This window comes from Mycobacterium sp. (assembly GCF_965277065.1).
Taxonomy (GTDB): domain Bacteria; phylum Actinomycetota; class Actinomycetes; order Mycobacteriales; family Mycobacteriaceae; genus Mycobacterium.
Genome location: NZ_CBDIBT010000019.1, coordinates 1577593 through 1604292, shown reverse-complemented (window position 1 = coordinate 1604292; position 26700 = coordinate 1577593). Strand labels below are relative to the sequence as shown.

General features: G+C 65.7%; 18 protein-coding genes and 1 pseudogene. 11 read left to right on the top strand and 8 right to left on the bottom strand.

What is annotated here, in order from left to right; all coding sequences use genetic code 11:
• Nucleotides 1–77 precede the first annotated feature (77 nt).
• The 5 genes from ACQY5A_RS24965 (at nucleotide 78) to ACQY5A_RS24945 (ending at nucleotide 4527) form a co-directional block, all read left to right on the top strand.
• Nucleotides 78–1208 (top strand): acyl-CoA dehydrogenase family protein, encoded by a 1131-nt coding sequence (locus ACQY5A_RS24965; protein WP_428342920.1) that lies wholly within the window; start codon nucleotides 78–80, stop codon nucleotides 1206–1208.
• A 56-nt stretch (nucleotides 1209–1264) separates the two neighbouring features.
• Complete coding sequence (locus ACQY5A_RS24960) at nucleotides 1265–2209, top strand: LLM class F420-dependent oxidoreductase (RefSeq protein ID WP_428343332.1); 945 nt, start codon at nucleotides 1265–1267, stop codon at nucleotides 2207–2209.
• Nucleotides 2206–3210 carry an NADP-dependent oxidoreductase gene (locus tag ACQY5A_RS24955; protein WP_428342919.1) on the top strand — a complete coding sequence of 335 codons (1005 nt, stop codon included), beginning with the start codon at nucleotides 2206–2208 and terminating at the stop codon, nucleotides 3208–3210. The genes ACQY5A_RS24960 and ACQY5A_RS24955 overlap by 4 nt, the downstream gene beginning before the upstream one ends.
• Before the next feature lie 30 nt (nucleotides 3211–3240).
• On the top strand, nucleotides 3241–3669 hold the full coding sequence (locus ACQY5A_RS24950; protein ID WP_428342918.1) for a pyridoxamine 5'-phosphate oxidase family protein: 429 nt from the start codon (nucleotides 3241–3243) through the stop codon (nucleotides 3667–3669).
• 126 nt (nucleotides 3670–3795) lie between these two features.
• Nucleotides 3796–4527 carry a hypothetical protein gene (locus ACQY5A_RS24945; RefSeq protein WP_428342917.1) on the top strand — a complete coding sequence of 244 codons (732 nt, stop codon included), beginning with the start codon at nucleotides 3796–3798 and terminating at the stop codon, nucleotides 4525–4527.
• Here the strand turns inward: ACQY5A_RS24945 and ACQY5A_RS24940 are convergent, their stop codons facing one another.
• Entirely contained in the window at nucleotides 4528–5736 is a 1209-nt protein-coding gene (locus ACQY5A_RS24940) for an MFS transporter (RefSeq protein ID WP_428342916.1), read from the bottom strand.
• Between the two features lie 170 nt (nucleotides 5737–5906).
• On the opposite strand from ACQY5A_RS24940, the gene ACQY5A_RS24935 reads away from it, so the two are divergent.
• A complete protein-coding gene (locus tag ACQY5A_RS24935; protein WP_428342915.1) occupies nucleotides 5907–7334 on the top strand; it encodes an alpha/beta hydrolase domain-containing protein in 1428 nt (475 codons plus the stop codon).
• On the opposite strand, the gene ACQY5A_RS24930 is transcribed toward ACQY5A_RS24935, so the two are convergent.
• Complete coding sequence (locus ACQY5A_RS24930) at nucleotides 7303–7611, bottom strand: hypothetical protein (RefSeq protein WP_428342914.1); 309 nt, start codon at nucleotides 7609–7611, stop codon at nucleotides 7303–7305. The genes ACQY5A_RS24935 and ACQY5A_RS24930 overlap by 32 nt on opposite strands.
• 110 nt (nucleotides 7612–7721) lie before the next feature.
• Between ACQY5A_RS24930 and ACQY5A_RS24925 the strand changes: the two are divergent.
• Both ACQY5A_RS24925 and ACQY5A_RS24920 read left to right on the top strand, forming a co-directional pair.
• A pseudogene (locus tag ACQY5A_RS24925) lies at nucleotides 7722–7838 on the top strand (cytochrome P450); the annotation flags it as partial.
• A 76-nt stretch (nucleotides 7839–7914) separates the two neighbouring features.
• Nucleotides 7915–9039 (top strand): FAD-dependent oxidoreductase, encoded by a 1125-nt coding sequence (locus tag ACQY5A_RS24920; RefSeq protein ID WP_428342913.1) that lies wholly within the window; start codon nucleotides 7915–7917, stop codon nucleotides 9037–9039.
• A gap of 11 nt (nucleotides 9040–9050) precedes the next feature.
• On the opposite strand, the gene ACQY5A_RS24915 is transcribed toward ACQY5A_RS24920, so the two are convergent.
• A complete protein-coding gene (locus ACQY5A_RS24915; RefSeq protein WP_428342912.1) occupies nucleotides 9051–9788 on the bottom strand; it encodes a methyltransferase domain-containing protein in 738 nt (245 codons plus the stop codon).
• A 156-nt stretch (nucleotides 9789–9944) separates the two neighbouring features.
• On the opposite strand from ACQY5A_RS24915, the gene ACQY5A_RS24910 reads away from it, so the two are divergent.
• Nucleotides 9945–10835, top strand: coding sequence for an SDR family NAD(P)-dependent oxidoreductase (locus tag ACQY5A_RS24910; protein ID WP_428342911.1), 891 nt, complete (start codon nucleotides 9945–9947; stop codon nucleotides 10833–10835).
• Nucleotides 10836–10875: 40 nt separating this feature from the next.
• On the opposite strand, the gene ACQY5A_RS24905 is transcribed toward ACQY5A_RS24910, so the two are convergent.
• Nucleotides 10876–12240, bottom strand: a complete 1365-nt coding sequence (locus tag ACQY5A_RS24905) for an adenylate/guanylate cyclase domain-containing protein (protein WP_428342910.1) — start codon at nucleotides 12238–12240, stop codon at nucleotides 10876–10878.
• Nucleotides 12241–12355: 115 nt separating this feature from the next.
• Between ACQY5A_RS24905 and ACQY5A_RS24900 the strand changes: the two genes are divergently transcribed.
• Nucleotides 12356–13117, top strand: coding sequence for an SDR family oxidoreductase (locus ACQY5A_RS24900; protein WP_428342909.1), 762 nt, complete (start codon nucleotides 12356–12358; stop codon nucleotides 13115–13117).
• Nucleotides 13118–13147: 30 nt separating this feature from the next.
• Here ACQY5A_RS24900 and ACQY5A_RS24895 read toward each other — a convergent pair whose 3' ends face one another.
• The 3 genes from ACQY5A_RS24895 to ACQY5A_RS24885 form a co-directional block, all read right to left on the bottom strand.
• Nucleotides 13148–21202 carry an SDR family NAD(P)-dependent oxidoreductase gene (locus tag ACQY5A_RS24895; protein ID WP_428342908.1) on the bottom strand — a complete coding sequence of 2685 codons (8055 nt, stop codon included), beginning with the start codon at nucleotides 21200–21202 and terminating at the stop codon, nucleotides 13148–13150.
• Nucleotides 21203–21353: 151 nt separating this feature from the next.
• Nucleotides 21354–21887 carry a chorismate--pyruvate lyase family protein gene (locus ACQY5A_RS24890; RefSeq protein WP_428342907.1) on the bottom strand — a complete coding sequence of 178 codons (534 nt, stop codon included), beginning with the start codon at nucleotides 21885–21887 and terminating at the stop codon, nucleotides 21354–21356.
• A 154-nt stretch (nucleotides 21888–22041) separates the two neighbouring features.
• Nucleotides 22042–23799, bottom strand: coding sequence for an AMP-binding protein (locus ACQY5A_RS24885; protein ID WP_428342906.1), 1758 nt, complete (start codon nucleotides 23797–23799; stop codon nucleotides 22042–22044).
• 911 nt (nucleotides 23800–24710) lie between these two features.
• Here ACQY5A_RS24885 and ACQY5A_RS24880 point away from each other — a divergent pair.
• Nucleotides 24711–25214 (top strand): ferritin, encoded by a 504-nt coding sequence (locus tag ACQY5A_RS24880; RefSeq protein WP_428342905.1) that lies wholly within the window; start codon nucleotides 24711–24713, stop codon nucleotides 25212–25214.
• Nucleotides 25215–25353: 139 nt separating this feature from the next.
• Here the strand turns inward: ACQY5A_RS24880 and ACQY5A_RS24875 are convergent, their stop codons facing one another.
• On the bottom strand, nucleotides 25354–26697 hold the full coding sequence (locus ACQY5A_RS24875) for an aldehyde dehydrogenase family protein (RefSeq protein WP_428343331.1): 1344 nt from the start codon (nucleotides 26695–26697) through the stop codon (nucleotides 25354–25356).
• Nucleotides 26698–26700: the final 3 nt, after the last annotated feature.

Sequence of the window (26700 nt, the reverse complement as noted above, 5' to 3'; positions counted from 1 at the left end):
AATGTACCGGTTCAAAAACTAAACCGGTAGTGCTAACGTGGCTGAACCACACACACCGTCGTGCGAAGCGAGGACGTATGGACACCGACGTCATGACCGCGCCCGTCCTGGCCCGCGCGCGGGAGATCGCCGATCTGGCCCGCGGCATGGCCGACCAGATCGACTCCGGCCGCAGGCTGCCCCCGGAACTGGTTGACGCACTGCGTGACTCAGGTCTGTTGCGGGCGGGTGCGCCGGTCGAGGTCGGCGCTCTCGAACTGCCCGCCGGCGTCGCCCTGCGGTGCGCCGAGGAGGTGGCGCGCGGCGACGCATCAGCCGGCTGGTGTGTGTCGATCGGGATCACCGCCACCCTGCTGGTCGCATACCTGCCGCAGCACAGCCGTGACGAACTGTTCGGCGACGGCCGCGGCCTGGCGGCGGGGGTGTGGGCGCCGCAGGGCACCGCCACGCGGGTCACCGGAGGTGTGGTGGTCTCGGGCCGCTGGGCGTTCTGCAGCGGCATCACCCACGCCGACGTACTGTTCGCCGGCTGCATGCTGGACGACAAACCGGCGGTGGTGGCGCTGCCCACCGAGCAACTGCAGATCATGGACACCTGGCACACCCTCGGCCTGCGTGGCACCGGCAGCCACGACACCGTCGCCGAGGACGTCTTTGTTCCCGACGGCCGGGTGCTCTCGATCTTCGACGGCCCGGTGATCGACCGCACGCTGTACCGGTTCCCGCCGTTCGGGTTCTTCGCGGCCTGCATCACCGCGGCGGCGATGGGCAACGCGCGGGCCGCGATCGACGACTTCGTCGACCTCGCCGGCACCAAGAAAGGTGTCGCCGCGAGCCGCACGCTCGCTCAGCGGTCCACCATCCAGGTGGCGGTTGCCACGGCCGATTCGGCCCTCGAAGCGGCGCGAGCCGGCTATTACCAGGCCATCGAAACTGCTTGGCAGGCAGCCGAAGACGGGCCGTCGGTGCCACTGGAGGCGCGCACCCGGCTGCGGCTCGCCGCGACGCACGGGGCGCGCGTCTCGGCCGATGTCGTGCGATCGATGTACGACCTCGCCGGGGGCAGTGCCATTTATGATGGCGCACCGCTGCAACGACGACTGCGCGATGCGTTCACCGCCACGGCGCACTTCCAGGTGAACGAGGCGTCGCGCGAACTGCCCGGCCGTATCCTGCTGGGGCAGACCAGCGAGGCGGCGATGTTGTGAGGTCGCCGGTCGAAGCGGTCCTGCCGTTCTGGTTGGACCGGCCCGATTTGGAGGCGATGGAGATCGCCGAGGCGGTCGCCGCCGCCGGAATCGGTGGGCTTTGGATCGGTGAGATGGCGACGTTCGATGCGTTCGCATTGGCCACCGCCATCGGTATTCGCGCGCCGGGTGTGGGGCTGCGGATCGGCCCGCTGCCGATCAGCGTGCGGACACCGGCCTCGATCGCGTTGAGCGCCAGCTCGGTTGCCGCGATCACCGGTGCCCAGGTCGATATCGCGCTGGGCGCCTCCAGCCCCTTCATCGTGTCGGGGTGGCACGACCGGGACTGGTCGCACAGCGCCGCGCGGATGCGGGAAACGATCGACTGCCTGCGACCGATCCTGCGCGGTGAGCGCAGCGACTACGACGGCCGATTCGTCCGCTGCCGGGGATTCCGGCTGCGGAATCCGTTGCCGGACAGCCGCATCGGCGTCGGCGCGTTCGGCCCGTCGATGATGAAGCTCTCCGCTCAGTTCGCCGACGAAGTCGTGCTGAATCTGGTGTCACCGCGGCGGGTTTCGCAGATCCGTGAGCAGATCGACCGGGACGCTGCCGCGAGGGGGCGGACGCCGCCGCACATCACGGCGTGGGTTCCCGTTGCGGTGCAACCGGGTGAAGCCGCGTTGCGCCAGCTGGCCGGTCAAGTCGCGGTGTACCTGGCCCCACCCGGATACGGCGAGATGTTCTGCGAACTCGGATTCGCCGATCTCGTCGAACGGGCCCGCGCGGGTGCCCGACGGGCGGATCTGGCCGCGGCGATTCCACTCGAACTGGCCCGGCAGCTGGCCGCCCTGGGCACACCGGACCAGGTCGCCGACCGGATCCGGAGCTATCTGGATGCCGGCGCCGACACCGTCGCCGTGATACCCGTGACCGCCGAAGACCCGGCCGGCCGAATCGCTTTCGGCTGTGCCGCAAACATTTCACGCACCACCTCGTCAGCTCAGGAGACCGCCTCATGACCACCGTCAACACCCAATGCCGACTCGCCGCGCGACCGACCGAGATGCTCTCAGCCAGCAACTGGACAATCGTCGAGGAACCCAAACCCGTTGCTGCCGAAGGGCAATTAGTCGTCCAGGTCGACTACCTGTCCATCGACCCGGCGATGCGTACGTGGATGAATGCCGGCCGCAGCTACGTCCCGCCCGTCGAAATCGGCGAAGTGATGCGCGCGCTCGGCGTCGGCCATGTCGTCGAATCGCGGCATCCCGGTTTCGCGATCGGTGACGACGTGTCCGGGATATTCGGCGTCCAAAGCTATGCGTTGTCCGACGGCACCGAGGTCAACAAGATCGACACCGCGCTGGCGCCCGCGCCGGTGTATCTCAGTGCCCTCGGCATCAGCGGTCTGACCGCCTACTTCGGCTTGCTCGATGTCGGCAAGCCAGAGCCGGGCCAGACCGTGCTGGTCTCCGGCGCGGCCGGCTCGGTGGGCAGCATCGTCGGCCAGATCGCCCGGATCAAGGGGTGCCGAGCGGTCGGCATTGCCGGCGGCGAGGACAAACGTCGCTGGCTGGTCGAGGAGGTCGGCTTCGACGCCGCGATCGACTACAAGAGCGCCGACCTGCGTAAAGAACTCAAGGCCCATGCCCCGGACGGGGTCGACGTCTATTTCGACAACGTCGGCGGGGCGACGTTGGAGGCCGCCCTGAATCGGCTCGCGCACGGTGCCCGCATCGTGCTGTGCGGTGCGGTGTCGCAGTACAACGACACTCCGCGCGGCCCGTCCAACTACATGCAGCTGCTGGTCGCGCGCGCATCCATGACCGGGTTCGTCATCTTCGACTACGCAAAGCGGTACCCGGAAGGCGTTGCGCAACTGGCGAAATGGTTGCACAGCGGCGAACTGCAATCCCACGAGCAGATCGAGCGCGGCGGCGTCGGCGACTTCCCCGACACCCTGCTCAAGCTGTTCCGTGGCGAAAACACCGGCAAGCTGATTCTCGGGTTGGGGGAATAGCTCCGCCGCACGAAGTCGTTGAACAACGCCATGGCTGCTTTCAGTGAGACCCAACGAGAAGAGTTCCTGGCCGGCGCGCATGTCGCGGTGCTGTCCGTGGCGGCAAGCGACGGCCGTCCGCCGGCCAGCGTGCCGATCTGGTACGGCTACACCCCAGGCGGGAACATCTTGGTGAACACCGGTGTGAAGTCCCGCAAGACCAAGCTCATCGAGCGGGCGGGCGTGGTGACCCTGGTGGCGCAGCGCGAAGACCCGCCGTATCAGTACGTCGTGGTCGAGGGCACCGTCGTCGACACCACCACACCCGCCCCGCTGGATGTCCGCGAGGATATCGCGATCCGCTACCTCGGGGAGGAAGGCGGCCGCGCGTTCGTCGCGGGAATGGCTGAGCAGCCGGGAATCCTGTTCACCATTCGGCCTGACCGCTGGATCACCGCGGACTTCTCCGGCGAACTGTAGATCTTCCGGGTTTTCCAATTTCGAGGACGCTGACGGCCGTCGTGTCGCGGCCGTTGGCGGCCTGAGCTGTCATACGATCACGGTCTCAAGGTCGTTGAGCTCGAAAACCCTTAGGAAGCAACTCAAATGGATGTCGACCGCATCACCAACCCGTTGCGCCTGGCGAGGGGATCGCACCAGCCCGGATCGGGTCGAGGGTGCGCGATGAACGTCATCTCCTACATCAACGGCGACGAGCAGATCACCGACTTCCCGGCGACGTCGGCCCGCCCGCTGGCGTCGTTCGTGCAGCTGTGCAACGACTTGCTGGCCGAGCCGGACGGTTACCTGTCGGCGCAGAACAGCGTGCTGGTGCTCGATCTCGGCTGGCTGACCCTCGGGACCGCGGATGTCGCCGACGCGATCATGCACATCTGGGTGACCAAACTGCTGACCAGTCCGCCGTGGGGCGTCCTCCGATATGCCGGCGACGCGGCCGCCAAGGCCATCGCCGACATCGCGGATCTGCATCGCACCTTCGTGCCCGGCGACGTGCCGTCGATCGTCAACTGGGACGGCGCCGCGCGCGCCGGCCGTGCTGCCGCTGAGGCAGTGGAGGGTGCCGAGCTGTACGCGGTGCGCGCCGCCTGCCAGTCCACGTCGCTCGTCGAGAGCGACGACTGGGACACTCTCGACGCCGTCACCGGCAATGCGCTGCGCGCGCACCGGCTGGCCAACGGTGATGCCGGGGCTGCGCGCATGGTGGAGGTCACCCGCAACGCGATTCGTTCGTGGCGTCGCCTCGCCGGATTGAGCGTGGTGAGTAACGACCCGATCCCCGTCAGCGGCGTCCGGACGCGCAAAGTCGTTGCCGCGTAATCAGTTCTGCCGATGGCCATCTCGTCGTAGCCGTAACGTCCGGAAGATCGCGGCCGATGCCGCAAGCGCGGCCATGCCGGTAAGGATGATGGGCGCCCCGCTGAACCCGACCGTGGTCAACAGCAGCGGCAACCCGAAGCCGATATAGGTCAACGCGTAGAACGCCCCGGTCAACGCGCCCCGGACATGTTGTGGCGCGGCGGCTTCCAGGTCGATCAGGCCCTCCCGCAGTGACAGACCACCCGCGCACCCGAGTATCACCAGCAGCGGCAAAGCCAGCGTGAGCGGCATCGTCGGCGGCGCCAACGCGATGAGCGCGTACGCGAGCGCGGCCAAGGCCGCGCCGACAGTGCCGGCCCGCGGTCCCCAGGAGCCCGCGCGGGCGATGATCTGGATGACGCCGCTGGAGCCGTTGACGAGCAACGCCGCGATGCCCGCAGCGGTAGGTGCCGCGAGCCCCGTGTGCACCCGGGCGGGAATGGTGATGAATCCCAGCGTCGCCGAAGCGAACACCCACGGCGCCAACGGCATCGCCCAACCCAACGCCCTCATCGCCGAAAGATTCTCTGCGACGAACTGTTTCGAACCGAAAGAAGCCGATGGCGCCGTTGTACGCCGTGCCGCCATGACCACGACGGCCATCGCGATCACGACCAGGACCGCGGCCAGCGCGAAGGAGAGCTCAACGCCGAAATCTCCGGACCCGGCGATCAGCCCACCCGCGAACGGCCCGACGGCGAACCCGGTGATCAGCACCGCCCCGGCGGTGGCTGCGCCGGCGGGGCCGCGCAGGTCAGACGCCCACGCGGTGCCGGCCGTCATCGCCAGACCCACGCCGGCGCCCACGACCAGGCGTCCCACCAACAACACGTCGGGCTGCTGGGACAGCAGCATCGCGACCGTGCCGATCACTGCGGTCGCTGAGCCCGTCAACGCCACTGCCTGGCGGGCGAACGCATCCGAGGCGCGGCCGCCGATCAGCAGGCCGGGTAGCAGTCCCACCGCGTATATCCCGAAGATCGCGTCGAGTGTCGTCGTGCTCAGGTGCTGACGATCGCTGATGCTGGGCATCAGCGCGACGAAATGGTTGGCCACCCAGCCGGTGACCAGGAGGACACCGAGCACGGCCCCGAACTGGCAGCTGGATCCATCACCGGCGCGCGAGCGCGGACCTGGCAGCAGGCCCGTTGCTCCGTCCGTCGCGATCATGAATCCCATTCCTCCTCGTAGACGCGATCAAACACGACCACGACGCCTGGAAAGTTATTCCCGGTCCGACCGCGATCGCAACGCAATTAACTCGATATTCAGCTCGGCGAGCCGTCGCCGCTGACGCTGATGCGGCCCACGCAATGGACCCCCGGCTCTATGATCCGCACGTGGCAACCAGCGGCGACGCGGCGACGTACACGCCGGTGCCCGGCAAACCCGCACTCCTGTTGGGCGCCTTCGACATCACCGATGTGGGATATGTCGCAGCGGAGTTTTTCATCTCGGGACGGGCGCGCTCCTACCGCCGCGCGGGCGACCTCGGATCCGACGGCCGCTGGAATGTCTCACCAGGGGACACCGCCGACTACACCACCCGGATCGTGGTGCTGACGCCTGATCAATCCCGCTTCAACGGCACGGTGCTGGTCGAGTGGCTCAACGTGAGCGGTGGCATCGATGCGCCGGCGGTGTGGATGATGGCGCATCGCGAAATGCTGCGCGCCGGCTACGCCTACGTCGCGGTTTCGGCGCAACACGTTGGCGTCGAGGGCGGCGCGAATCTCATGGGCATCGACATGTCGCTGAAAAGTCAGAATGCGCAACGGTATTCGCCGCTGCACCATCCGGGTGACGCGTACTCCTACGACATCTTCTCCCAGGCGGGCCGGCTGGCCCGAGGCGAAGAACTTCTGCGTGGGCTGCGTCCCGAGCGGGTCCTGGCGCTCGGCGAGTCGCAGTCGGCGATGTTCCTGACGACCTACATCAACGCCGTCGACCCCATCGCCGGCGTGTACGACGGCTTCCTGGTGCACTCCCGATTCGGGCCCGCCGCCCCACTCGACGGCAGCTCGATATTCGATGTGCTGGACAGCGAGTCGGCTCAGGCGGTGAAGTTTCGTCCGGACCTACGCGTCCCGTTGCTGACGATCATCACCGAGACGGATCTTTTCAGCGGCCGGCGACTGGGGTATCACAGCGCGAGACAGCCTGATCACGAACAACTTCGGGTGTGGGAGATCGCCGGCACGGCGCACGCCGACAACTACACGATTCAGGTGGCGCCGATCGACAACGGGTCCGCGGCCTTGGCGGACGTGGTCGCCGCGTACGCGCCAACGAACATGCTGATGGGTCAAGAACTGGACCACTGCATCAACTTCGCGCCCCAGCACCACTACGTCCTGCAGGCGGCGCTGGCGGAGTTGCACGGCTGGGTGAGCACCGGACTGGCCGCGCCCAGCGGCGCACCGATCGAGATGGACGGCGACGAGCCGGTGTTGGACCCGCATGGTCTGGTGCGGGGTGGGGTCCGGACACCATGGGTCGACGTGCCGATCGCTCGGACATCCGGCGTCGGGGGAGGCGAGAACACGATGTCATCGATCTTCGGCTCGGGCGAGCTGTTCGGCGCCGCGACCGTCCACCGGCTCTACCCGGACGGGGTGGCGGAATATTTGAAACGCTTCACCGCGTCGCTCGATTCGGCGATCAGCTTGGGCTTCTTGCTACCCGCTGATCGCACAGAGATTCTCGATCTCGCCGCCGCGACGTTCCCCGGCGACGTCAGAGCGGCGCAGCCTCGAGTGTCAGACTGAACAAGGCGTACGCCAGGCAGAACAGAAAATTCAGCGTGACGAGCACCATGCCGACGACCAGCAGTGAGCGGGTGCCGCGGCGCTTGAGGCGCCGGATCTTCGCGCTGAACTGATCCCGTTTGAACTGCGTCGTAATCAGCGCGAAATTGAAGTCGGCGACCTCGTTGCAGGCGACGGAGGAACCGGCCAGCATGTTCCGGAGCCGATCGGGCGACGTGGTCTCGCCGACCCGGGCGAGGCGCCGGCTCAGTCGTCGCGCGTGGCGGCGGCCGGTCACGTAATTGCTCGCTCGCAGTAGCTGCCCTCGCTCGTTCCCCCAGGGGGTCGACGGCGTCATCACACGCCGAAGTGTAGCCAGCGACCGCCGAATATCAACAGCTTTCTCCGTTGCGTCATCTCCCGTTCGGGCACGGCATTCATTACTGCGTGGGAGCCACGCTCGCCCGCATCGAACTCGGGGCCGTGTTGACCACCTTGCTCGAGCGGACACAGGAGTTCGCGGTCGATCCGAACGACACCCCGCGTTGGGCCGACAGTTTCCTGGTCTGCCGCCAACTAGAACCTGTTACAGTTTTTTCGCATGAGCCGCAAACGCGTCGTCGTTGCGGGCCTGGGCGACGTGGGCGTTCTCGCCGCTATCCGGCTCGCCAAACACTTCGACGTCGTCGGCGTCTCGGTGAAACCGGGCCTGGTCAGCGGCCAGGAGCTCGGTGTGCGTCTGGCCCGCCCCCGCGACTGGGCGCGCGACTACTGGATTCCCTTCGACCGATTCCGCCGCCTGGACCGGGTGCGGATCATCCAGGGCGCGCTGACCGGGGTGGACCTGGCCGCGCGGACCGTGTCCGGCTACGGTGACGACGGCACGCCGTTCGTTGAGGGGTACGACGCGTTGGTCATCTCGACCGGAGTCAGCAACGGCTTCTGGCGGCAGCCGACCCTGCAGTCGGCCGCCGACGTCGGCGCTGATCTCCACGCCGCACACGATCGCCTCGCCGCCGCCGCATCCGTGATCGTCGTCGGCGGTGGAGCCGCCGCGGTAACCAGCGCGGTGAACCTCGCAACCACGTGGCCGGACAAGCGAATTGACCTGTATTTCCCCGGCGATCGCGCGCTCGGCGATTACCACCCGCGGATCTGGCAGCGCATCCAGCGCCGCCTGGCCGGGCTGGGGGTCGGCCTACACCCGGGCCATCGAGCCGCGCTGACCAACGGTTTCGCCGGCGACGAGATCACCAGCGCGGGCGTCGACTGGAGCACCGGACAGCCGGCGGCCTCGGCCGACGCGGTGCTCTGGGCGATCGGGCGGGTGCGCCCCAACACCGACTGGTTGCCGCGCGAGCTCCTCGACGACGGCGGCTTCGTTCGCGTCACCCCCGAACTGCGGGTGCCCGGCCACCCGGACGTGTTCGCGGCCGGCGACGTGGCGGCTACCGACCCGTTGCGCAGCTCCGCCCGCAATCGTGGCGACGCGCTGGTCGCGCGCAACGTCCGCGCTGAGATCGCCGGCGGCCGTTCAGGCACGTACCGCGCGCCCGGCCGCCGCTGGGGCTCGGTCCTGGGTATCCAGCCCGACGGGTTGGAGGTATTCCTGCCTACTGGGCAGGCGTTCCGCTTGCCGTCATGGCCGGTGGAACAACTGGTGATGCCGTTGGTCGTGCGCCGGGGCATGTACGGCGGGGTGCGGGAGAACCGGCCTCCACTCTGACGGGCGCGTCATCAGGAGCGCTTGCCGCGCACCCACTGAAAAGTCCCGACACTCTTGACCCGCACGCTGGTGAAGCCGTGGCTTTCCAGGATGTCGCCGACTTCGTCTTCGCCGAAGATGTGTGCTCCGCCGGTGGGCAGCGCGCGCCACACGTCGATCGGAGCGCGCAGGGTGGGAATCATCACCGCAAGTCGGCCGCCGGGCTTCAGGACGCGGGCGATCTCGGACAGCGCGGCTGCAGGGTCGGGGATCAGCTGCATCACCGCAAGGGAGATCGCGGCATCGAAGGCCCCGTCGCGGAAAGGAAGCTTCTGCGCGTCGGTCCGCAGGAAGCCAACCTGCGGGCCCGCCGCCGCGCGCACCGCGCGGGCCAGCATCGGCGCGGAGATGTCGATGCCCAGCGCCAGCCCGTCGGGTCCGGCGGCGTGAGCCAGGGACGTGGTGACCGAGCCGGGACCGGCGCCGACATCCAACGCGACGCCGCCCTCGGGGATGTCCAGCCAGTCGATCGGTAGCTGCATTGCCGCGATGAACCGCCGGCTCAGCGCCTGCGCGTTGTCGTAGAGGAACGACCCGATCGGCGATGCCCAGGCCGCCTGGATAACGCCGTTGTTCTTGGCAACGTCGTCGTCAGCAGCACCCAGCAAATCCAGGTAGCCGTTGCTGACGTCCGGCTCGGCGGGTGGGTCGACGAGCAGATCCAGCGCTCTTATCAGTGCGGGCGGCAGGGTAGTTTTCAGCTCAGTCATCAATGTTCCTTCGGTGAAATCCCAACTTCCACAGGCGTTTACGCATTGGCACCCGCAATTCGTAAAGCCCGTGCTTCCGTCCGCAGCCTACGCCGTGCCGTCGATCGCCTCCACCCGCCGAGGTCGCCGTACCGTCGGCCGGGCTAATGTCGAAAGGTGACTACATCCTGGTCGCCGAGCCGACTCGGCAACCTGTCCGGCAAGCGCATCATCGTGACCGGAGCAACCAACGGGGTAGGCCTTGGCACCGCACGCCTGCTGGCTCACGCGGGTGCGCACGTGATCCTGGCCGTCCGCAACACCGAGTTGGGCGCTCAGCGTGCCGCCGAGATCGGTGGCTCCACGTCGATCGCGAAACTCGATCTCGCCGATCTCTCGTCGGTGCGGGCGTTCCCCGACCAGTTCGACGGCGACGTCGACATTCTGATCAACAACGCCGGCGGCTTGAGCCAGCATCGCACCGACACCGTCGACGGCTTCGAGATGACGATCGGCACCAACTTTCTGGGCCCGTTCGCGTTGACCAATCTGATGCTGGGCCGGGTGCGTTCGCAGATCATCAACGTCGGATCCGACGCCCACAAGGCCGCCACGCTGCGGTTGGACGACATGCACCTGCGCTCGCACAAGTGGGCGGCCTATCCGGCGTATGCGCGCTCGAAGCTCGCGGTAATGCTCTGGACCCTCGAACTCGACCGCCGGCTGCGGGCCACGAACTCGCCGGTGACCGCCCAGCTCACCCACCCCGGTTGGGTGTCGTCGAACTTGTCGAACGTGTCGGACAAACGCCTGATGGCGGGATTCCATCACGTGGTTGCGGCGTTGGCGGACAGATTCGGCAACGACATCGAAGAGGGCGCCGGCCCGACGTTGTACTGCATCAGCGAGCCGATCCCGCCGGGCAGCTACGTCGGTGTCGACGGACGTCTCGGCCTCAAAGGCGGCCCGGTACTCATCGGCCGCTCGGCGCTGGCGGCCGACTACGAGATTGCCGGCAAGGTGTTCGAGTTCGGCGAAAAAGAAACCGGCACAACGTCTTCCGTGTAGCGGTCCGAGCCGATGCGCTCGATCAGCAAGGGTTTTCGCGCTACTGCCCGACGGTTGCGTGCGCCCGCTCGAGTGCGCACAGTCGCCACTGACCCGGCACGCCTTTGAGCTCGTGCTCGCCGCGGTCGGCGAAGCGGTGCCGGGAGCCGGTCACGATGTCGCGCACCGTCGAGGACACCAGCACTTCGCTGGGCCCCGCCAGTCCCGCGACGCGCGCGCCGATGTGCACAGCCATTCCGGCGACGTCGTCGCCGCGCACCTCGACCTCGCCGGCGTGGATACCCACCCGGATCTCGATGCCCAGCACCCGGATCCCGTCGATCAGCGCGTCGGCACACGCGATCGCGGCGCTCGGGCTGGGGAAGGATGCGATGAATCCGTCACCGGCGGTGTTCACTTCGAAGCCGCCGAACCGTTCGAGTGCGTGACGGACGATTGTGTCGTGGTTTTCCAGCAGGTCCCGCCACCGGCCGTCGCCGAGCACGGCGGCGCGCTCGGTCGAGCCGACGATGTCGGTGAACATGATTGTGGTCAGCACGCGATCGGCGCCGAAGCCGCCCCGCACGCCGGTGACGAACTCCTCGATCTCGTCGAGCATCGGCGCGGTGTCGTCGGTCCAATACAGCGCGTCCGCTCCGGGCAGCTCGAGGAGCTGTGCCCCGGCGACGTGCTCGGCGATGTAGCGGCCGTTGTCGACCGGGCAGAATTCCGAGTCGACCCGGTGCACCACCAGCGTGGGCGCGGTGATGCGTTCGAGGGTGTCGCGGACATCGCAATGCCGGACGGTCAGGATGATGGCGCGGGCCATGCTCGGTGATGCGGCCCGGTTGCCGGCCATGTCCCACCACGAGCGAAATGCGTTGTCGTCGACCATGCTTGGCGCGATGAAACCGAGCATGTCGAAGCCCTGGTCGACGGCATCCGGCTCCATCGCCACCGTCGTGTAGGGATCTTCCTCCTTGATCTCGAACCCCATCGGGTAGTTGTCGGCGCGCAGCGTCCGGGCCGCTCCGTTGACGATCACCAGGTTGCTCACTCGCTCGGGATAATCGGCCGCGAGAACGAGCCCGGTCATCGATGCGAATCCGGGAGCGAAAATCGTCGCCCGCTCGCATCCGACCGCGTCCATCACCGCGATGGCGTCTTTAGCCCAGAATTTCGGGCCGATCACGTCCCGCGACACGCGTGACGACATACCGACCCCGCGCTGGTCGAGCCGGATCACCCGGCTGAACGATGCCAGCCGCCGGTGAAAGCGGTACATCGACGGCTCGGCATCGATGGTGTCGATCGGGATGGACGGCCCCGGCAGCACCAGTACATCGGTCGGCCCCTCGCCGAAGACCTGATAGGCGATGTCGACGTCGCTGCAACTGGCGTAGCGAGTCCGCGGAAACTGCGCCACGGTTACAGGCTAGATCAGGAAACCGACACGTTTACGCCGTGTTGTGCGGGGTCGTCGCTTCCTGGCCGCGCGGCCACGAGTATGCAGGTATCAGACAGCGACGAGAGGACAACGCATGCAGTTGACGGGGAACACCGTCCTGGTCACCGGAGGGGGGACCGGGATCGGTCGCGGACTGGCCGAGGCCTTTCACCAGTCGGGGAACAAGGTCGTCATCGTGGGCCGGCGCGTCGAACTGCTGAAAAATGTCGCGGAGGCCAATCCGGGCATGGAATACCTCTCGCTGGATCAGGGCGACGCGGCGGACATCCGGCGGTTCGCCATCGAGCTGAAGGATCACCATCCCGACGTCAACGTCCTGGTCAACAACGCCGGCATCCAGCGGGTCGAGGACATCACCAGCGGTGGCCCCGGGACCGCGGAGCTGACCCTCGCCATCAATCTGCTCGGACCCATTCGGCTCACTTCGGCCGTGCTGCATCAGCTGCTCAGCAAGCCCCATGCCGCAATCCTGAACGTGACGTCCGCGCTGGCGTTCATCCCCACCGCGCTCACGCCCACCTACTGCGCGAGCAAGGCGGCGCTGCATTCCTACACGCAGTCGCTGCGCTATCAACTGCGCGACACCGCGGTTCAGGTCATCGAGATCATTCCGCCGCACGTGCAGACGGCGTTGCAAGGGCAACGTGGATTCGACCCACGGGCGATGCCGCTCGAGGAGTACATCGCCGAGACGATGGCACTGCTGCAGACCACACCCGACGCCGAAGAGATCGTCGTCGAAGCCGCCAAGGCATTCCGCTTCGCCGAGCGCAACGGATCCTTCGACGAGGTGTATCCGATCCTGAACGAGCGGATGGCCGCGGAACGCGCCTGAGACAACAAAGCGCGAGTCTCGCCGTTGCATTTAGATCGGGGCTTCGGCGCCGGATCCGGTATCGAGCGCCTCGGCGATTTGCCGCACGATGTATTCGGCGACGGCGGCGGGAGTGGGGTTGTCGAAGGTCAGCGTGGGCGGCAAGGTCAGCCCGGTCACGGTTTTCAGGCGGTTGCGCAGCTCGACCGCGGTCAGCGAGTCGAGTCCAAAATCCTGAAACGCGGCGCCCGGGTCGATGTCTTCGGGTGCGGGGTGACCGAGCACCGCCGCGGCCTCCACACACACCGTGCCCACCAGCAGCTCGTGCTGTTCGGAGGACGACAGCCCGCTGAGGCGATGGGCAAGCGTCGATGGCGCTTTCGCTGCATCGGCGGTGTCATCGCGATGGCGCCGCCGCGGGCGGCGGGCGAGCCTGCTGAACAACGACGGCAACGCGCCGCGACGGGCGTTGACGTCCAACGCCGTGCGGTTCAGGCGGGCGGCCACCATCACGGGGTGATTGACGGTCAGCGCCGCGTCGAAAAGCTGCAGCGCTTCCGAGGGGTTCATCGCCGCCATCCCGCTACGGCTGATTCGGGCCCGGTCGCGGTCGCCCAGGTGAGCGGTCATGGCGCTGGCCTGTTCCCACAACCCCCACACCAGCGACACGCCCGCCAACCCGGTGCTCTGCCGGTGGGCGGCCAATCCGTCCAGGAACGCGTTGGCTGCCGCGTAATTACCTTGGCCGGGTGCACCCACGGTGCCGGCTATCGAGGAACACAACACAAACATCGACAAACCGAGATGACGGGTCAAGTCGTGCAGGTTCCACGCAGCGTCCACCTTGGCCCGCAACACCGGCTCTAGACGGTCCGGGGTCAGCGAGGTGATGACCGCGTCGTCGAGCACCCCGGCGGCATGAATCACCCCGCGCAATGGCGGACATCGCTGCGCGATCTGGACCAGCATCTCGGCTACCGCGTCCCGATCTGCCACATCGCAGGTAAGCAGCTGCACGGCGGCGCCGGCCGCCGTCAGTTCGGCGGCTAGCGCAACCGCCCCCTCGGCCCGATCGCCACGCCGACTGGCGAGCACCACATGACGCACCCGGTAGGCGCTGACCAGATGGCGGGCCAGCGTCGCACCGACCATCCCGGTCGCGCCGCTGATCAACACCGTGCCTGTGGCAAGGTCATCGGCGAGCGCCGACGGCATGCTCAGGACCACTTTGCCAATGTGGCGCGCCTGGCTCATGAACCGGTAGGCGTGTGCGGCGCAGCGCACATCCCAGGTGGTGACGGGGAGCGGACGCAATACCTGAGAGTTGAAGAGCTCCCTCGTCTCGCGCAGCATCGCCTGCATCCGCTGGAGTCCGGCCTCCGACAGATCAAACGCCCGATAGGACACACCGGGATATTGGGAGGCGATCGCATCCGCGTCGCGAATATCGGTCTTGCCCATCTCGATGAAACGGCCGCCGCGGACCAACAACCGCAGCGACGCGTCCACGAACTCACCGGCCAGCGAATTCAGCACCACGTTGACCCCTCGGCCGCCGGTGACCGCCAAGAACTTGTCCTCGAAGTCCAGCGTGCGGGAATCACCAATGTGGTCCTCGTCAAAACCGATGGCGCGCAATGCGGGCCACTTACCGCGGCTGGCGGTTGCGAAGATCTCCACCCCCCACTGGCGAGCCAGCTGCAACGCCGCCATCCCCACCCCGCCGGTACCGGCATGCACCAGCACCGACTCCCCGGCGCAGATCCCGGCCAAATCAGCCAACCCGTACAGGGCCGTCAGGAATGCCACCGGCACACCTGCGGCCTGCGCGAACGACCATCCCCGCGGCACTGTGGTCAGCAGTTGCTGGTCGACCACCGCCAACGGGCCCGTTCCAGCGATCAAACCCATCACCGCGTCACCGACTGCTATCCCGGTCACGTCGGGACCCGTCTCGACCACCACCCCGGCGCCCTCTGCACCCAGTGTTGGGGCGTGGCCGGGGTACATCCCCAGCGCCGCCACCACATCCCGGAAATTGACCCCTACCGCCGCTACCGAGACACGCACCTGCCCTGCCTGCAGCGGTACCTCTGCCTGCGGGCAGGGCTGGATCACCAGATCTTCCAACGTTCCGCCGCCCCCGGTCGCCAACTGCCACACTGGCTGCCGCGCCGGCAGCTCCAGCAGCCGAGGGACAGGGGTCAGCCGTGCGACACTTGTCACCCCCGCTCGCACCAGCAGTTGTGGTTCCTCAGCGGCGACCAGCACCGCCACGTCAATCGCCGAGTCCGAGTCGACGAGCACGATGCGACCGGGGTGTTCGGCCTGTGCTGAACGCACCAAACCCCACACCGCCGCGGCGGCCAGATCGCTGACATCTTCGCCAGACAACCCCACCGCGCCGTGGGTCAGCACCACCAGCGTGCCCGCGTGGCCGGCCAACCAGCGCTGCAAGACCTGCAGTGCGGTGCGGGTGGCGGCGTGGACCGAGCCGACAAGGTCGTCATGGGTGGTTGCGCACTCCCACACCACCACACGGTCACCAGCACCCACTCCATCACCAGAGCAGTAGTCCTCCCAGGACTGCGCCTGGAGCCGGTCCGAGCGACCAATTGTCATCTGGCTTTGCGGTATTGGCGACCACACCACCTCCAGCGGCCCGTTATCGGGGCCGGCGGCAGCGGTGGCCACCGCGGTGTGTAACTGCTCGGCGGTCATCGGCCGCGTAACCAGAGATCGCACCGTCAGCACCGGCGCACCCGCGGCGTCGGCCACATCTATCGACATCGCGTCTTGGCCGACCGCGGTGAAGCGGGCCCTCAGCCGGCCTACGCCGCCGGCATGCAGCGACACCCCCCGCCAGCAGAACGGCAGCATCGTCTGATTGGTGTCGACGGCAAGCCCAACTGCGTGCAGTACCGCGTCCAGGACTGCCGGGTGGATCCCCATCCGGTCCACCTGCACGCCGGCTTCGTCAGGCGCGGCGACCTCCGCGAAGAGCTCTGGCCCACGCCGCCACATCGCCGCCAACCCCTGAAAAGCCGGGCCGTACTCATAGCCTCGCACCGCTAGTCGCCCATAGCCGTCGGACACATCCACACTCACCGCACCCGGCGGCGGCCACACCGACAACTCCACTGAGGACTCCGCGGCGACGAGCCCAAGCGTTCCCTCGGCGTGTAGTAACCACTCACCGTTGGATTCATCGCGCCGTGAATACACCGAGACCGTTCGGCCGCCGGACTCCTCAGCTGTCCCCACCACAACTTGCACTCGAGCCCCGGCGTCGTCGTCCAGGACCAGCGGCGCGGCCAGCACCAGCTCGTCGATGACCGCGCAACCAACCTCGTCACTCGCGCGGATGACCAACTCCACAAAACCTGCGCCAGGAAACAGCGTCACCCCGCCCACCGTGTGATCGGCCAACCACGGTTGGTCGGCCAGCGACAATCGCCCGGTCAACACCATCCCGCCGGAATCGGGCCGTTCGACCACCGCCGTCAATAACGGGTGCTCGGCGTCAATCAGACCCAACTCGGCAACGTCAGCGGGCTTCGAGGCGGTCGGCGCCGACCAGAATCGCCGCCGCTGAAATGCGTAGGTGGGCAACTCAACCCGCCGCCGACCCGAGCCGGTAAATAGTGCCGACCAATCCAGCTGGACACCCGTGGTGAACAGCTGACCGGCAGCGCTCATCAGTGCGGCCACCTCGGGGCGGTTCTTACCCAGTAGCGACACCACCACTGCCTCAGCCGGAGACAGCGACTGCTCGATGGAGGCCGTCAAACCGCTGCCGGGTCCGACCTCGATGAAGTGCGTTGTTCCGCGCGTGTGCAGATTTCTGACACTGTCGGCGAAACGCACCGGTTGGCGGATGTGCTTCACCCAGTACTGCGCCGAGCCGAAATCGCCGCCGGCCCTCGTGGATTCGGCTGTCACGTTCGAGATCAGCGCGATCCGCGGCTCCCGGGCCTTAACCTGGGCCGCGATGCGCCCGAACTCCTCGAGCATCGGTTCCATCAGCGGCGAATGGAAGGCATGCGAGACCGCTAGCGAATTCACCCGGTGGCCTTGTGCCGCCAGTTGCTGCGCGATCGCGTTCACGGCGCGTTGCCCACCTGAAATCACAACCGATTCGGGCGCGTTGATCGCCGCGATCGCCGCTTCCTCACCCAGCAGCGGCGCCACTTCGCGCTCGGCGGCGCGCACTGCGGTCATCACCCCACCGGCGGGCAACGCTTGCATCAGCCGGCCCCGCGTAGCCACCAACAGCGCGGCGTCAGCCAGGGTCAATACCCCGGCCACGTACGCCGCCGAAAACTCCCCCACCGAATGGCCCATCACAAAGTCTGGGGCGACACCCCAGTGCCGGAGTACCGCGAACAACGCCACTTCCACCGCGAACAATGCCGGCTGAGCGAACTCGGTGCGATCAAGCAGACCACTGTCAGCGCCCCAAACCACTCGGCGCAGCGGCAACCGCAGATGCCGATCCAACTCGTCGGCCACTGCGTCAAACGCCTCGGCAAACACTGGCAACTGGTCGTACATTTCCCGGCCCATTCCGATGGACTGGGAGCCCTGACCAGGAAACACCACCACGGTCTTTCCCATCGTGCCCGCGCGGCCGATCACCGCACCCGGGCTCGGATCGCCATTGGCCACCCTGGCCAATCCCGTCATGAGCGCCTGACGATCGGCACCCACCATCACCGCTCGATGCTCGAACACCGAACGCCGCGCCAAGGAGTAGGCGAGATCGACCGGATCCAGCCGTGGATTGGCCAGCAGATAGGCCGACAACCGGCTGGCCTGCGCCGTCAGCGCATCGGCCGATTTACCCGAAATCACCCACGGCAGCACAGAATAACGGCCAGTGGAGGTCGCGCCGTGGCCGGACTCCTCCGCTGCTTCGAGCGGGCCCTGCTCCAAGATCACATGCGCGTTGGTGCCGCTGATTCCAAACGAGGACACACCGGCCCGGCGTGGATGACCGTTGACCGGCCAATCCCGGGCCGCGGTCAACACCGACACCGCACCGCTGGCCCAGTCCACTCGGGGAGAGGGCTCGTCGACGTGCAGGGTCGCCGGCATCACGCCGTGGCGCATCGCCTGCACCATCTTGATGATCCCGGCCACGCCCGCGGCGGCCTGGGTATGACCCATATTCGATTTGACGGAGCCCACCCATAATGGCTGTCCCGGCGGACGGTGTTGTCCATAGGCGGCCAAAAGTGCCTGCGCCTCAATGGGATCACCTAACTTGGTGCCCGTCCCGTGACCCTCCACCACGTCTACGTCGGCGGCGTCTAGCCCTGCACTGTCCAAGGCCGCGCGAATCACTCGCTGCTGGGAAGGCCCGTTGGGTGCGGTCAGACCGTTGGAGGCGCCATCCTGGTTGACAGCGCTACCGCGCACCACAGCCAACACCGAGTGCCCCGCACTCAAGGCATCCGACAGCCGCTCCAGCACCACTACTCCGGCGCCCTCACCCCAGCTGGTGCCGTCAGCGGCTCCGGCGAAGGCCTTGCACCGCCCATCGGCGGCCAGTCCCCGCTGGCGGCTGAACCCGACGAAGATCGCCGGTGATGTCATCACCGTCACCCCACCGGCCAACGCCAGATCACATTCCCCAGACTGCAACGACTGCACTGCCCAATGCAGGGACACCAACGACGAGGAGCACGCCGTATCCACCGACACTGCCGGCCCTTGGAGCCCTAATACGTACGCCACCCGCCCCGAGGCCACACTCGACGCAGAACCGGTCAGCCCGTAGCCCTCCAACCTGTCGGTTCCGTCGGACCCGTAGCTCTGTCCGAAGATGCCGGTGAACACTCCGGTTGCTGATCCTCGCAACGACGCCGGGTCGATCCCGGCCTGCTCCAAGGCCTCCCAGGAGCACTCCAGCATCAACCGCTGTTGCGGGTCCATCGCCAACGCCTCGCCTGGTGGGATTCCGAAAAACCCTGCATCAAAACCGGCAATGTCCGCGAGGAAGCCGCCCCAGCGCGTATACGTCTTGCCCGTCACATCGGGATCCGGGTCGAACAACCCGTTCACATCCCAACCGCGATCGGTCGGAAACTCCGACACCACATCCTGAGCTTCTGACACCATTTGCCATAGTCCCGCCGCCGAATCCACCCCGCCGGGATACCGGCAACCCATTCCCACAATTGCCACCGGCTCATGGACTGTCGCCGACGAGCGGGATGCCGGTCCTTGGTTGCCGTCGGAAAATTGAGCTTCCACGTACTGGGCTAGTTCCGAGACCGAGCCGTAGTCCCATCCCACCGTGTCAGGCAGCCGCAGCCCCGTGACTGCGGCCAATCGATGACGAAGTTCAACGGTCATTTGCGAGTCGAAACCCAGCTCGGAAAAGGCGAGATCCCGGTTCACCGACTGTGGACCGGGCTGATCCAGCATCTTGGCGACCTCTGCACAGACCGTCTCCACCACCAGTCGGTGATGTTCTTGCTGCAGGACGGCAAGGCGATCGCGAAGCGTCACGTCACCGGCGGCGGTCTGGCCGTTCTGGTGATTCGGCGATGCGCGCACGAGATCGAGAGGCAGCGACGTGTCCGAAGGACTCTGGTTGGCGGGAACCTGCCAAATCGGCGTCGCCGCGCTTTCCGCACGAAGCGCAGTCCGCAGGAGTTTCCCGGTCGGGGTTCGAGGAAGCCGCTCCACAGTGACGAACCTGTGCGGAACCTGGAACGCAGACAGGCGAACCAGCAAGCCCCGGTGGATGTCTCGGATCACGGATTCGTCCAGGACTGCGTGATTCGTCGGTACCACGAAAGCCTGCAACGCCGACGCGCCGACGGAATCCCTTACTCCGACCACCGCAGCCTCCGCCACACTGTCGTCCTCAGTGATGAGTCGCTCAATCTCGCGCGGATTCAAATTGACGCCTCCGACGATTTCGGTGTCGTCCGCGCGGCAGCGGTATTCAACCCATCCGTCGCCGTCGACGCACACCCTATCCTGGGTGTCGAGCCAATCCCCTTCTCGCATAGCAAGATTCGTCGCAGAGTTCCAGTAGCCGGGCGATATCGACGGTCCGCGAACCCACAGGTCCCCGTCAACCCCGGGTCCGGCGGTCGCACCATCGGGCGTCACAACCCGAATCTCGTACGGCGGGAGTGCTTTTCCAATAGTTCCCAGCCGCCAGTCGGCGATGGTATTCGACAAGAATGTCTGCCCGACCTCGGTAGATCCAAGTCCGTCGAGGATTGGAATATCGCCAAAGAAGTCGATCAGCCGCTCGGCGAGACGAATCTCCAGAGCCTCTCCCGCCGACACCAGGCAGCGAAGCGAACGAAACGAGTCGGGGGAGCAAGTGTCGACAACTCTTGCGAAGAACGTTGGCACACCGTAGAGCACCGATGGCTGGAATCTCGCACTCAGCGTGGCCGCCGCTTCTGCGCTCGCCGGCCACTGGGTGATGACAGCGGAACCGCCCGTCGCGAGAGGGAACCAGACGGAATTTCCCAGGCCATACGCGAAATACATTGGGGCGCTGCATAGCCCGACATCCTCGGACGTGAGCTGCAACGCTCGGTGACACATGGCGTCGACGAACGCCGAGACATCGGAGTGCCGGTGGATTGCTGCCCTCGGTGCACCCGTAGTGCCGGATGTGTAGGTGGCGTAGGCGTGGGCGTGAGCACTCAGCGGCTCGTAGTCCGTCGGCTCGGCGCGGCCGGCCTCGGACACAAGCTCTGAGGCTCCCACAATGCTCGAGCGTGAAAACCTATCCCGGAGAGAGTCACTAGTGACGACAAGCGCCGGTTCCGAATCGCTTTCGACGAAGGCGTGGTCCTGCCGGTTCAACTCGGGGTTCGCAAGGAATGCCACGATGCCACGGCTCAGGCAGCCCAGCAACAGCTGCACGAGCTCCGGTGAATCCGGAAGGCACACCAGGACGCGGTCTCCACTTGACAGTCCACGGCTTTTCAGCACTTCGCCGAGACGTGCGCCGCCATCGTGGATTTGGCCGTGGGTTACGACGTGCGACCCGACATAGGCGGGCTTGTCGTGCCATCCTGCGTCCGACGCTTTTGTAGCCAGGAATTGAGCTAAATTGCCATTTTGCATTAGTGGACCCCCTAGGTCGCCACTGTGACCCGCTGCGCCTCGCCCTGACGCGGCAGGAATGTACTGAACCAGCACCGTTGAGCACCCCTGAATGAATTGCGACGCGCTCGCCGGATTGGCCGGACGCGCGAATACTCGCGTGTCTGCGAATTCACGCGGAAGCCAGAGATTCGAGGAAATACTCGTTGATGATGATGACGGGTCGCCCTCCGCTGATAATGCGGTAGCGGCGACCGACGGTTCTCGGTCGCGGAGTCCGATATCCTTCAACCGCAAGCCAATCGGGCGTTTCTCCGATCCAAACAGCAGCGGGCTCTTTGAACGTTTCAAGGCGACCGGCCGCCATGATCTCACCGATTGGACAATCCGTTTCAGTCAGACTTGCGGTTATTGCGAGGGGTAAGAGGTCTACCGCGACCAGCGACTCGGCGGCCACAAATTGCCGTCCTGAGTTCCGACCTTTGAGTAAGACATGACGTTGAAGAATTCTATCGCCGGCTAATTGTCGCGACTTTGTCTCTTCCGGCGCATGAGGGGCAATCTTCTGGTTGATGATCTGCACAATGATCTCTTCGTCGGCGAGAACTCTGAGAATCCGTGTGAGGGTGCCATTTGTTTCGATGAGCAACCGCAGGTCACGATTCAGCTTGCAGATTTCTGCGGCAGCTAGCTGGCATTCGGTCATATGGTCGGCTTCCGATGAAAGACTCCGCCTCGATGTGCCGGAAGCTCCGTGCGGTCGCGGGCTTGGCTCGCGCGTCGCTTTCCCTGAAGCGGAAGAGATTCCGTGGGTAAGGCCGGCGCCGTTCGGTGGAACACGGCTCGTGCACCGCTGGTCCTCATGCCGGAATATCCAAGCGGGTGAATTCGTGCTGCCGGTAACGCGCCACGCAAACGGACCGTCGAACCTTGCCGCTGGTCGTGATCGGGATACTGCCCAATGGCACTGGTACGAGATCCGCGACGCGCAGACGATGTGACTTCGAAATCGCGCCGGCCACTTCACGTTTGATGGCGCGAAGGTCATCCATGGCCTCATCGTCATTGCGACCGCGCTTGTTCAGCTCAATGATGGCGACAAGTTCCTCGGTCGGGTCGCCCGGTACAGTGATGGCCACGACCCGGCCGCCGGTGATTTCGTGGATCGTCGCTTCTACGTCTTCCGGATAATGATTCGCGCCATCGACCACTAAAAGATCCTTGATGCGGCCGGTGATGAACAGTTCGCCATCGAAAATTACGCCGAGGTCTCCGGTTCTGAGCCACCGATCGTCTGGTGTACCTGGTAGTGAGTCGGCGAGCTTTCCGCTGAACGTCCGTTCGGTTTGCTGGCGTTTGCGCCAATAACCCATCGCCACGTTCTCACCACGCACCCAAATTTCGCCGACCACGCCCGGTGGGTTCTCTATCCTGGTGTCGGGGTTTACGATTCGAAGTCTCGATGCCCGCGGCTCGCCATAGCTGATGAGCTGAGCGCCACCGCGCAATCCTTGATCCTCACAGCGCTTAGCGTTGCCGGCTGACAATTTGTCATAGTCCAAGGACACTGTCGTCAGTGGGCGGCCCGGTCTGGCGCTGGCCACGTAGACTGTCGCCTCCGCGAGACCATAGGACGGTCGAATCACCGTCTCATTGAGGTTGAAGCGGGCGAACCGATCGGTAAAACGCTTGAGCGTCGCAGGATTTGGCCGTTCCCCACCACTGATGATCGCCCGCACATCGCCGAGATCGAGCCCGGCCATATCGTCATCGGATGTTCCACGAGCGGCCAACTCGAAACCGAAATTCGGGGCACTGGAAACTGGTCCGATGTGTTTGCCCAGCAGTTGCATCCACCGGGCCGGCCGTTGCAAAAAGGAGACCGGGCTCATCAAGACTGCGGTGTCTTGATTGACCATCGGCAGAATAATGCCCTGCAACAAACCCATGTCGTGATAGAAGGGCAGCCAGGACACCGCAGTCGTTGGAAGCTGTTGGGTGTCCTCGAAGTAGTCCGACATCAACTGTTCGCAATTGGCGATGACATTTCGGTGTGAGACAACCACACCGGCAGGCTCGCGGGTCGACCCCGAGGTGTACTGCAGATAGGCCGTGTCCGGATGCGCGTACCGGGCCGCATCGAAGTCTCGCGGGGCGTCAAGGTCGAGCGACTCCATCGCCACGACGGCCGGTGTAGGTCGATGCGACGTGGCGCGCGTATTCGGTGCGTACTTGATGACCTCGTCGATGATCGACCAGGTCGTCAGGATGGCGACCGGCGAGCAGTCCTGCAACGCAGAAGCGATTCGCTGGTCATGAATTCCGAGTTGCGGCGCTGGCAGGGGCACCGCAATCAAGCCGGCCTGCAACACACCCAGAAAGGCCACGATGTAGTGCAGACTTTGTGGCGCGACGATGGCCACCCGATCGCCGGGCGCCCCGCAGAGCCTGAGCTCATCTGCCACGGCCATCGCTCGCCGATGGACTTGCGACCAGGTGAGAACCTCAACAAAGCCGCTTGGATCGACCTCGTAGTCGATGAACCTGAACGCGGCACGATTGGGCTGCTGGCTGGCTACTTTCCGCAGCACAGCCGGCAGCGTCGACTCGGTGCTCACAAATCGCGCTGCGATCCCGTCCGGCGGTTGTGCAGCTTCTCGCCCCGTTTCCGGTGGCGTCCCCCCCGGGACCGCAGACTGAACTGACCCTGTGCTCATTCTGCGTTTTCCGTTCTTTTGGCACGAGGATAGCAGTTCTACAGGGTGCGTACCATGAAACCCGGTCCGGCCTGGAAGGGGTGCTTTCAGTAGCCAGGTGCGCATCGCCGGACATCGCGACAGTGAAGATAATCGTCTATTATCAGCGCGCTCAACGTGTTAGCCGGGTCGCTCACTATTGATGACGGTTGTCGACATGCAGTGCCGGAAGTGCCGGTCCGGCAGGGGATTTCCGCGGCTGATCTTCACTGATTTGGCTAAATTCCCGCGCTCCTCAGCCGCTATGGTCTGACCCGCGCAGTAGGTCAACGACAGGGTTCGACCCAGCAGCGGCAGTTGCCGTTGAGCGGGCAACCCACTTCGCGCAGCGGCTATTGACGAGGAGCGTGCCAGCTGATGCCGCGTACTGACACCCAGCACTGGCCGCTGCCGGCAGACTTGCTGACCAGGCCTGCGACGAACACTGGCCGCAAAGAAAGATATCGGCGCCGCAGTTGCACTGCCACGTCATCGCCCGAGAGTCGGCGGGTAAGTCTCCCGCGACTGCAACGACGAGCGCCGCAATAGCGACGAACTCCGATCGCTAGCCGCGCCGACAGCAGTGCGCACAAATCTTTGCGGTTGTGACACAAGCGTAGGACATCCGGCGCGAATTTGCATGCTTTGCTGTCATGAGTGGATAGCCTTTCCTGAGCTAGGTTATCCGGACCAAATTTCTATATAGGTTCGCCTGTCCTCACTTAGGCAACGGTACACTTAATGAGTGTGGCCTTTGTTGCGGACCCGGATTGACGTGCACTAACGTCGAGGCCATGAGCAATGATTACGCCGTATCAACACCGTTCCTGAAGTTGCTTGAAAAGCAGATATACAACGAGTTCACAAACTCGCAGCAGTATTATGCAATAGCTACACACTTTGCTGTCGAGCGTCTGCCTCAGCTGGCGACCTTTTATTACAACCAGGCCGAGGGCGAACGTGAGCATGCCCTGAAGATCCTGCAGTACTTCGTCGACCGCGGCGTGCACGTGCAGGTGCCGGGGGCCGGTGAGGTGCGCAACGAGTTCGATACCGCTCGCGACGCGATCGCGCTCGCCCTAGACCTCGAGCGCGCCGTGACCGACCAAGTCAGTACGCTAGCGGCCACCGCACGAACAGAAGGCGACTACCTGGGCGAACAGTTCTTGTGGGGGTTTCTGGCAGAGCAGCGCGAAGAAGAGAAGACGGCGATCACGCTGCTGCGCGTTGCCGAGCGCGCCGGAGACAACATGTTCGACCTCGAGGAATTCATGGCCAGGCATATCAACTCGTCTTAGCGGTGAATCCATCACGTCGTGCCCGTCGCCGACTAACGCGACGGCTATCACGACCGGTCTCATGTCAGAGTCGGCATTGCCGCCGTCTCCCCGAGGCATGCCCAGGGACGACCCGCACGAAATAGTCAGGCGGACAACCTCAGTCGCGGATGAAGCCCTTGTTCCGCATCAGGAAGTCCGCCAGGAAGCCGTCGTGCGGAATCTCGGGCGCCGTGTGATGGGTCGGGTGATGGCCGCCGTATACGTTGGCGATGGTCGGTTCGGCGAGCAGATCGTCGATCAGGGCGTCGTCGTCGGTGATCGCACTGATCACCAGCGAATGCCGCAGCGGCTCCAGCCCGTCAGCGCGCGACCAGGGCGCCACCCAGACACAGGGGAACGGCAACTCGACGTTGAGCTTCGCTATGTCGGGTGTGGACAGCAGGTGGACGGCGGGGCGTAGCGCCGCGTACCCGTCGCCGAGGGCGGCGACGACCTGATCGGCGCCCAGTAGTGGAGTGCTGCCGGCGGCCACCGCAGCCAGATGGCTCGCCAAAACCGTTGCAGCGTCGAAGTTCTGGGTAGGTAGCGCGTCGTTGCCGACGGTCGACAAGCGTTCGGCTATCGCCGCGGCCAACGGCGTGGGTTCGCCCTCGTAGAGCACGGCGGTGGTGTTGACGCATGCCACCCCGCCCAGGTCGGCGATGGAATCGACGATGGTGTCGAGGTAGTCACGCCAGTCGTGGTCGGCGGTGATCAGAATCTTCGCCCGGCCCGGCCCGTTGACGAACACCGTTGCGTTGCCGGCGTATTTGTCGACGACGTCCTGGCCGCCGTAGACCATGGCCAGGTCGGCCGACCTGACCATCTCGTCGGCCCCGCGATGATCGGTGGGTAGGTAGACGGCGTCCTGGGGGCGAAATCCGGACTGACGCAACGCCTGGATCAGGCGGTGGGCGGTGAGCGGTTCGCGGCGTGACGGCCGAACAGCGACCCGATAGCCCAGGGCCAGCGCCTGCGGCCACAGGCCGTGCACGCCCGGGCCGTTGCCGGAGGCGAGGACCGCGAACACGTTGCCCCGCCGCGCCCAGACCGCGCCACCTTCGCGGGCCTGTTCGTGACGCCAGTCCAGCACCGCGCCGGACGGCCGGGCCGGTTGCACCGCACCGAATGCCGAGGCGACACCTTCGGCGACGGCGCGTGCCCCGGCTCGGGTGACCGAGATCGGCACCCCGGAGATCCGGCTGGCCAGGTCGGTATAGGCGTCGAAGTCGAGCCCGGCGATCTCCTCGTGGGCGAACGCGTCGGCGGCCTTGGCAAGCGCGGCCTCCCGCTCATGGGCAGGCAACGGCCGGGCACTTCGTTGAGCACCGAGCGCGCGCGAAACATACAGCGGCGGTGCAAGACTGAGCTCGGCGACCGTGACGCCATCGGTGGTGACGACGGGCTCCCGGCTACGCGTGCGATAGGTCCCGTCGGGTCCAAGCGCGTCGATGGCGATCAGATC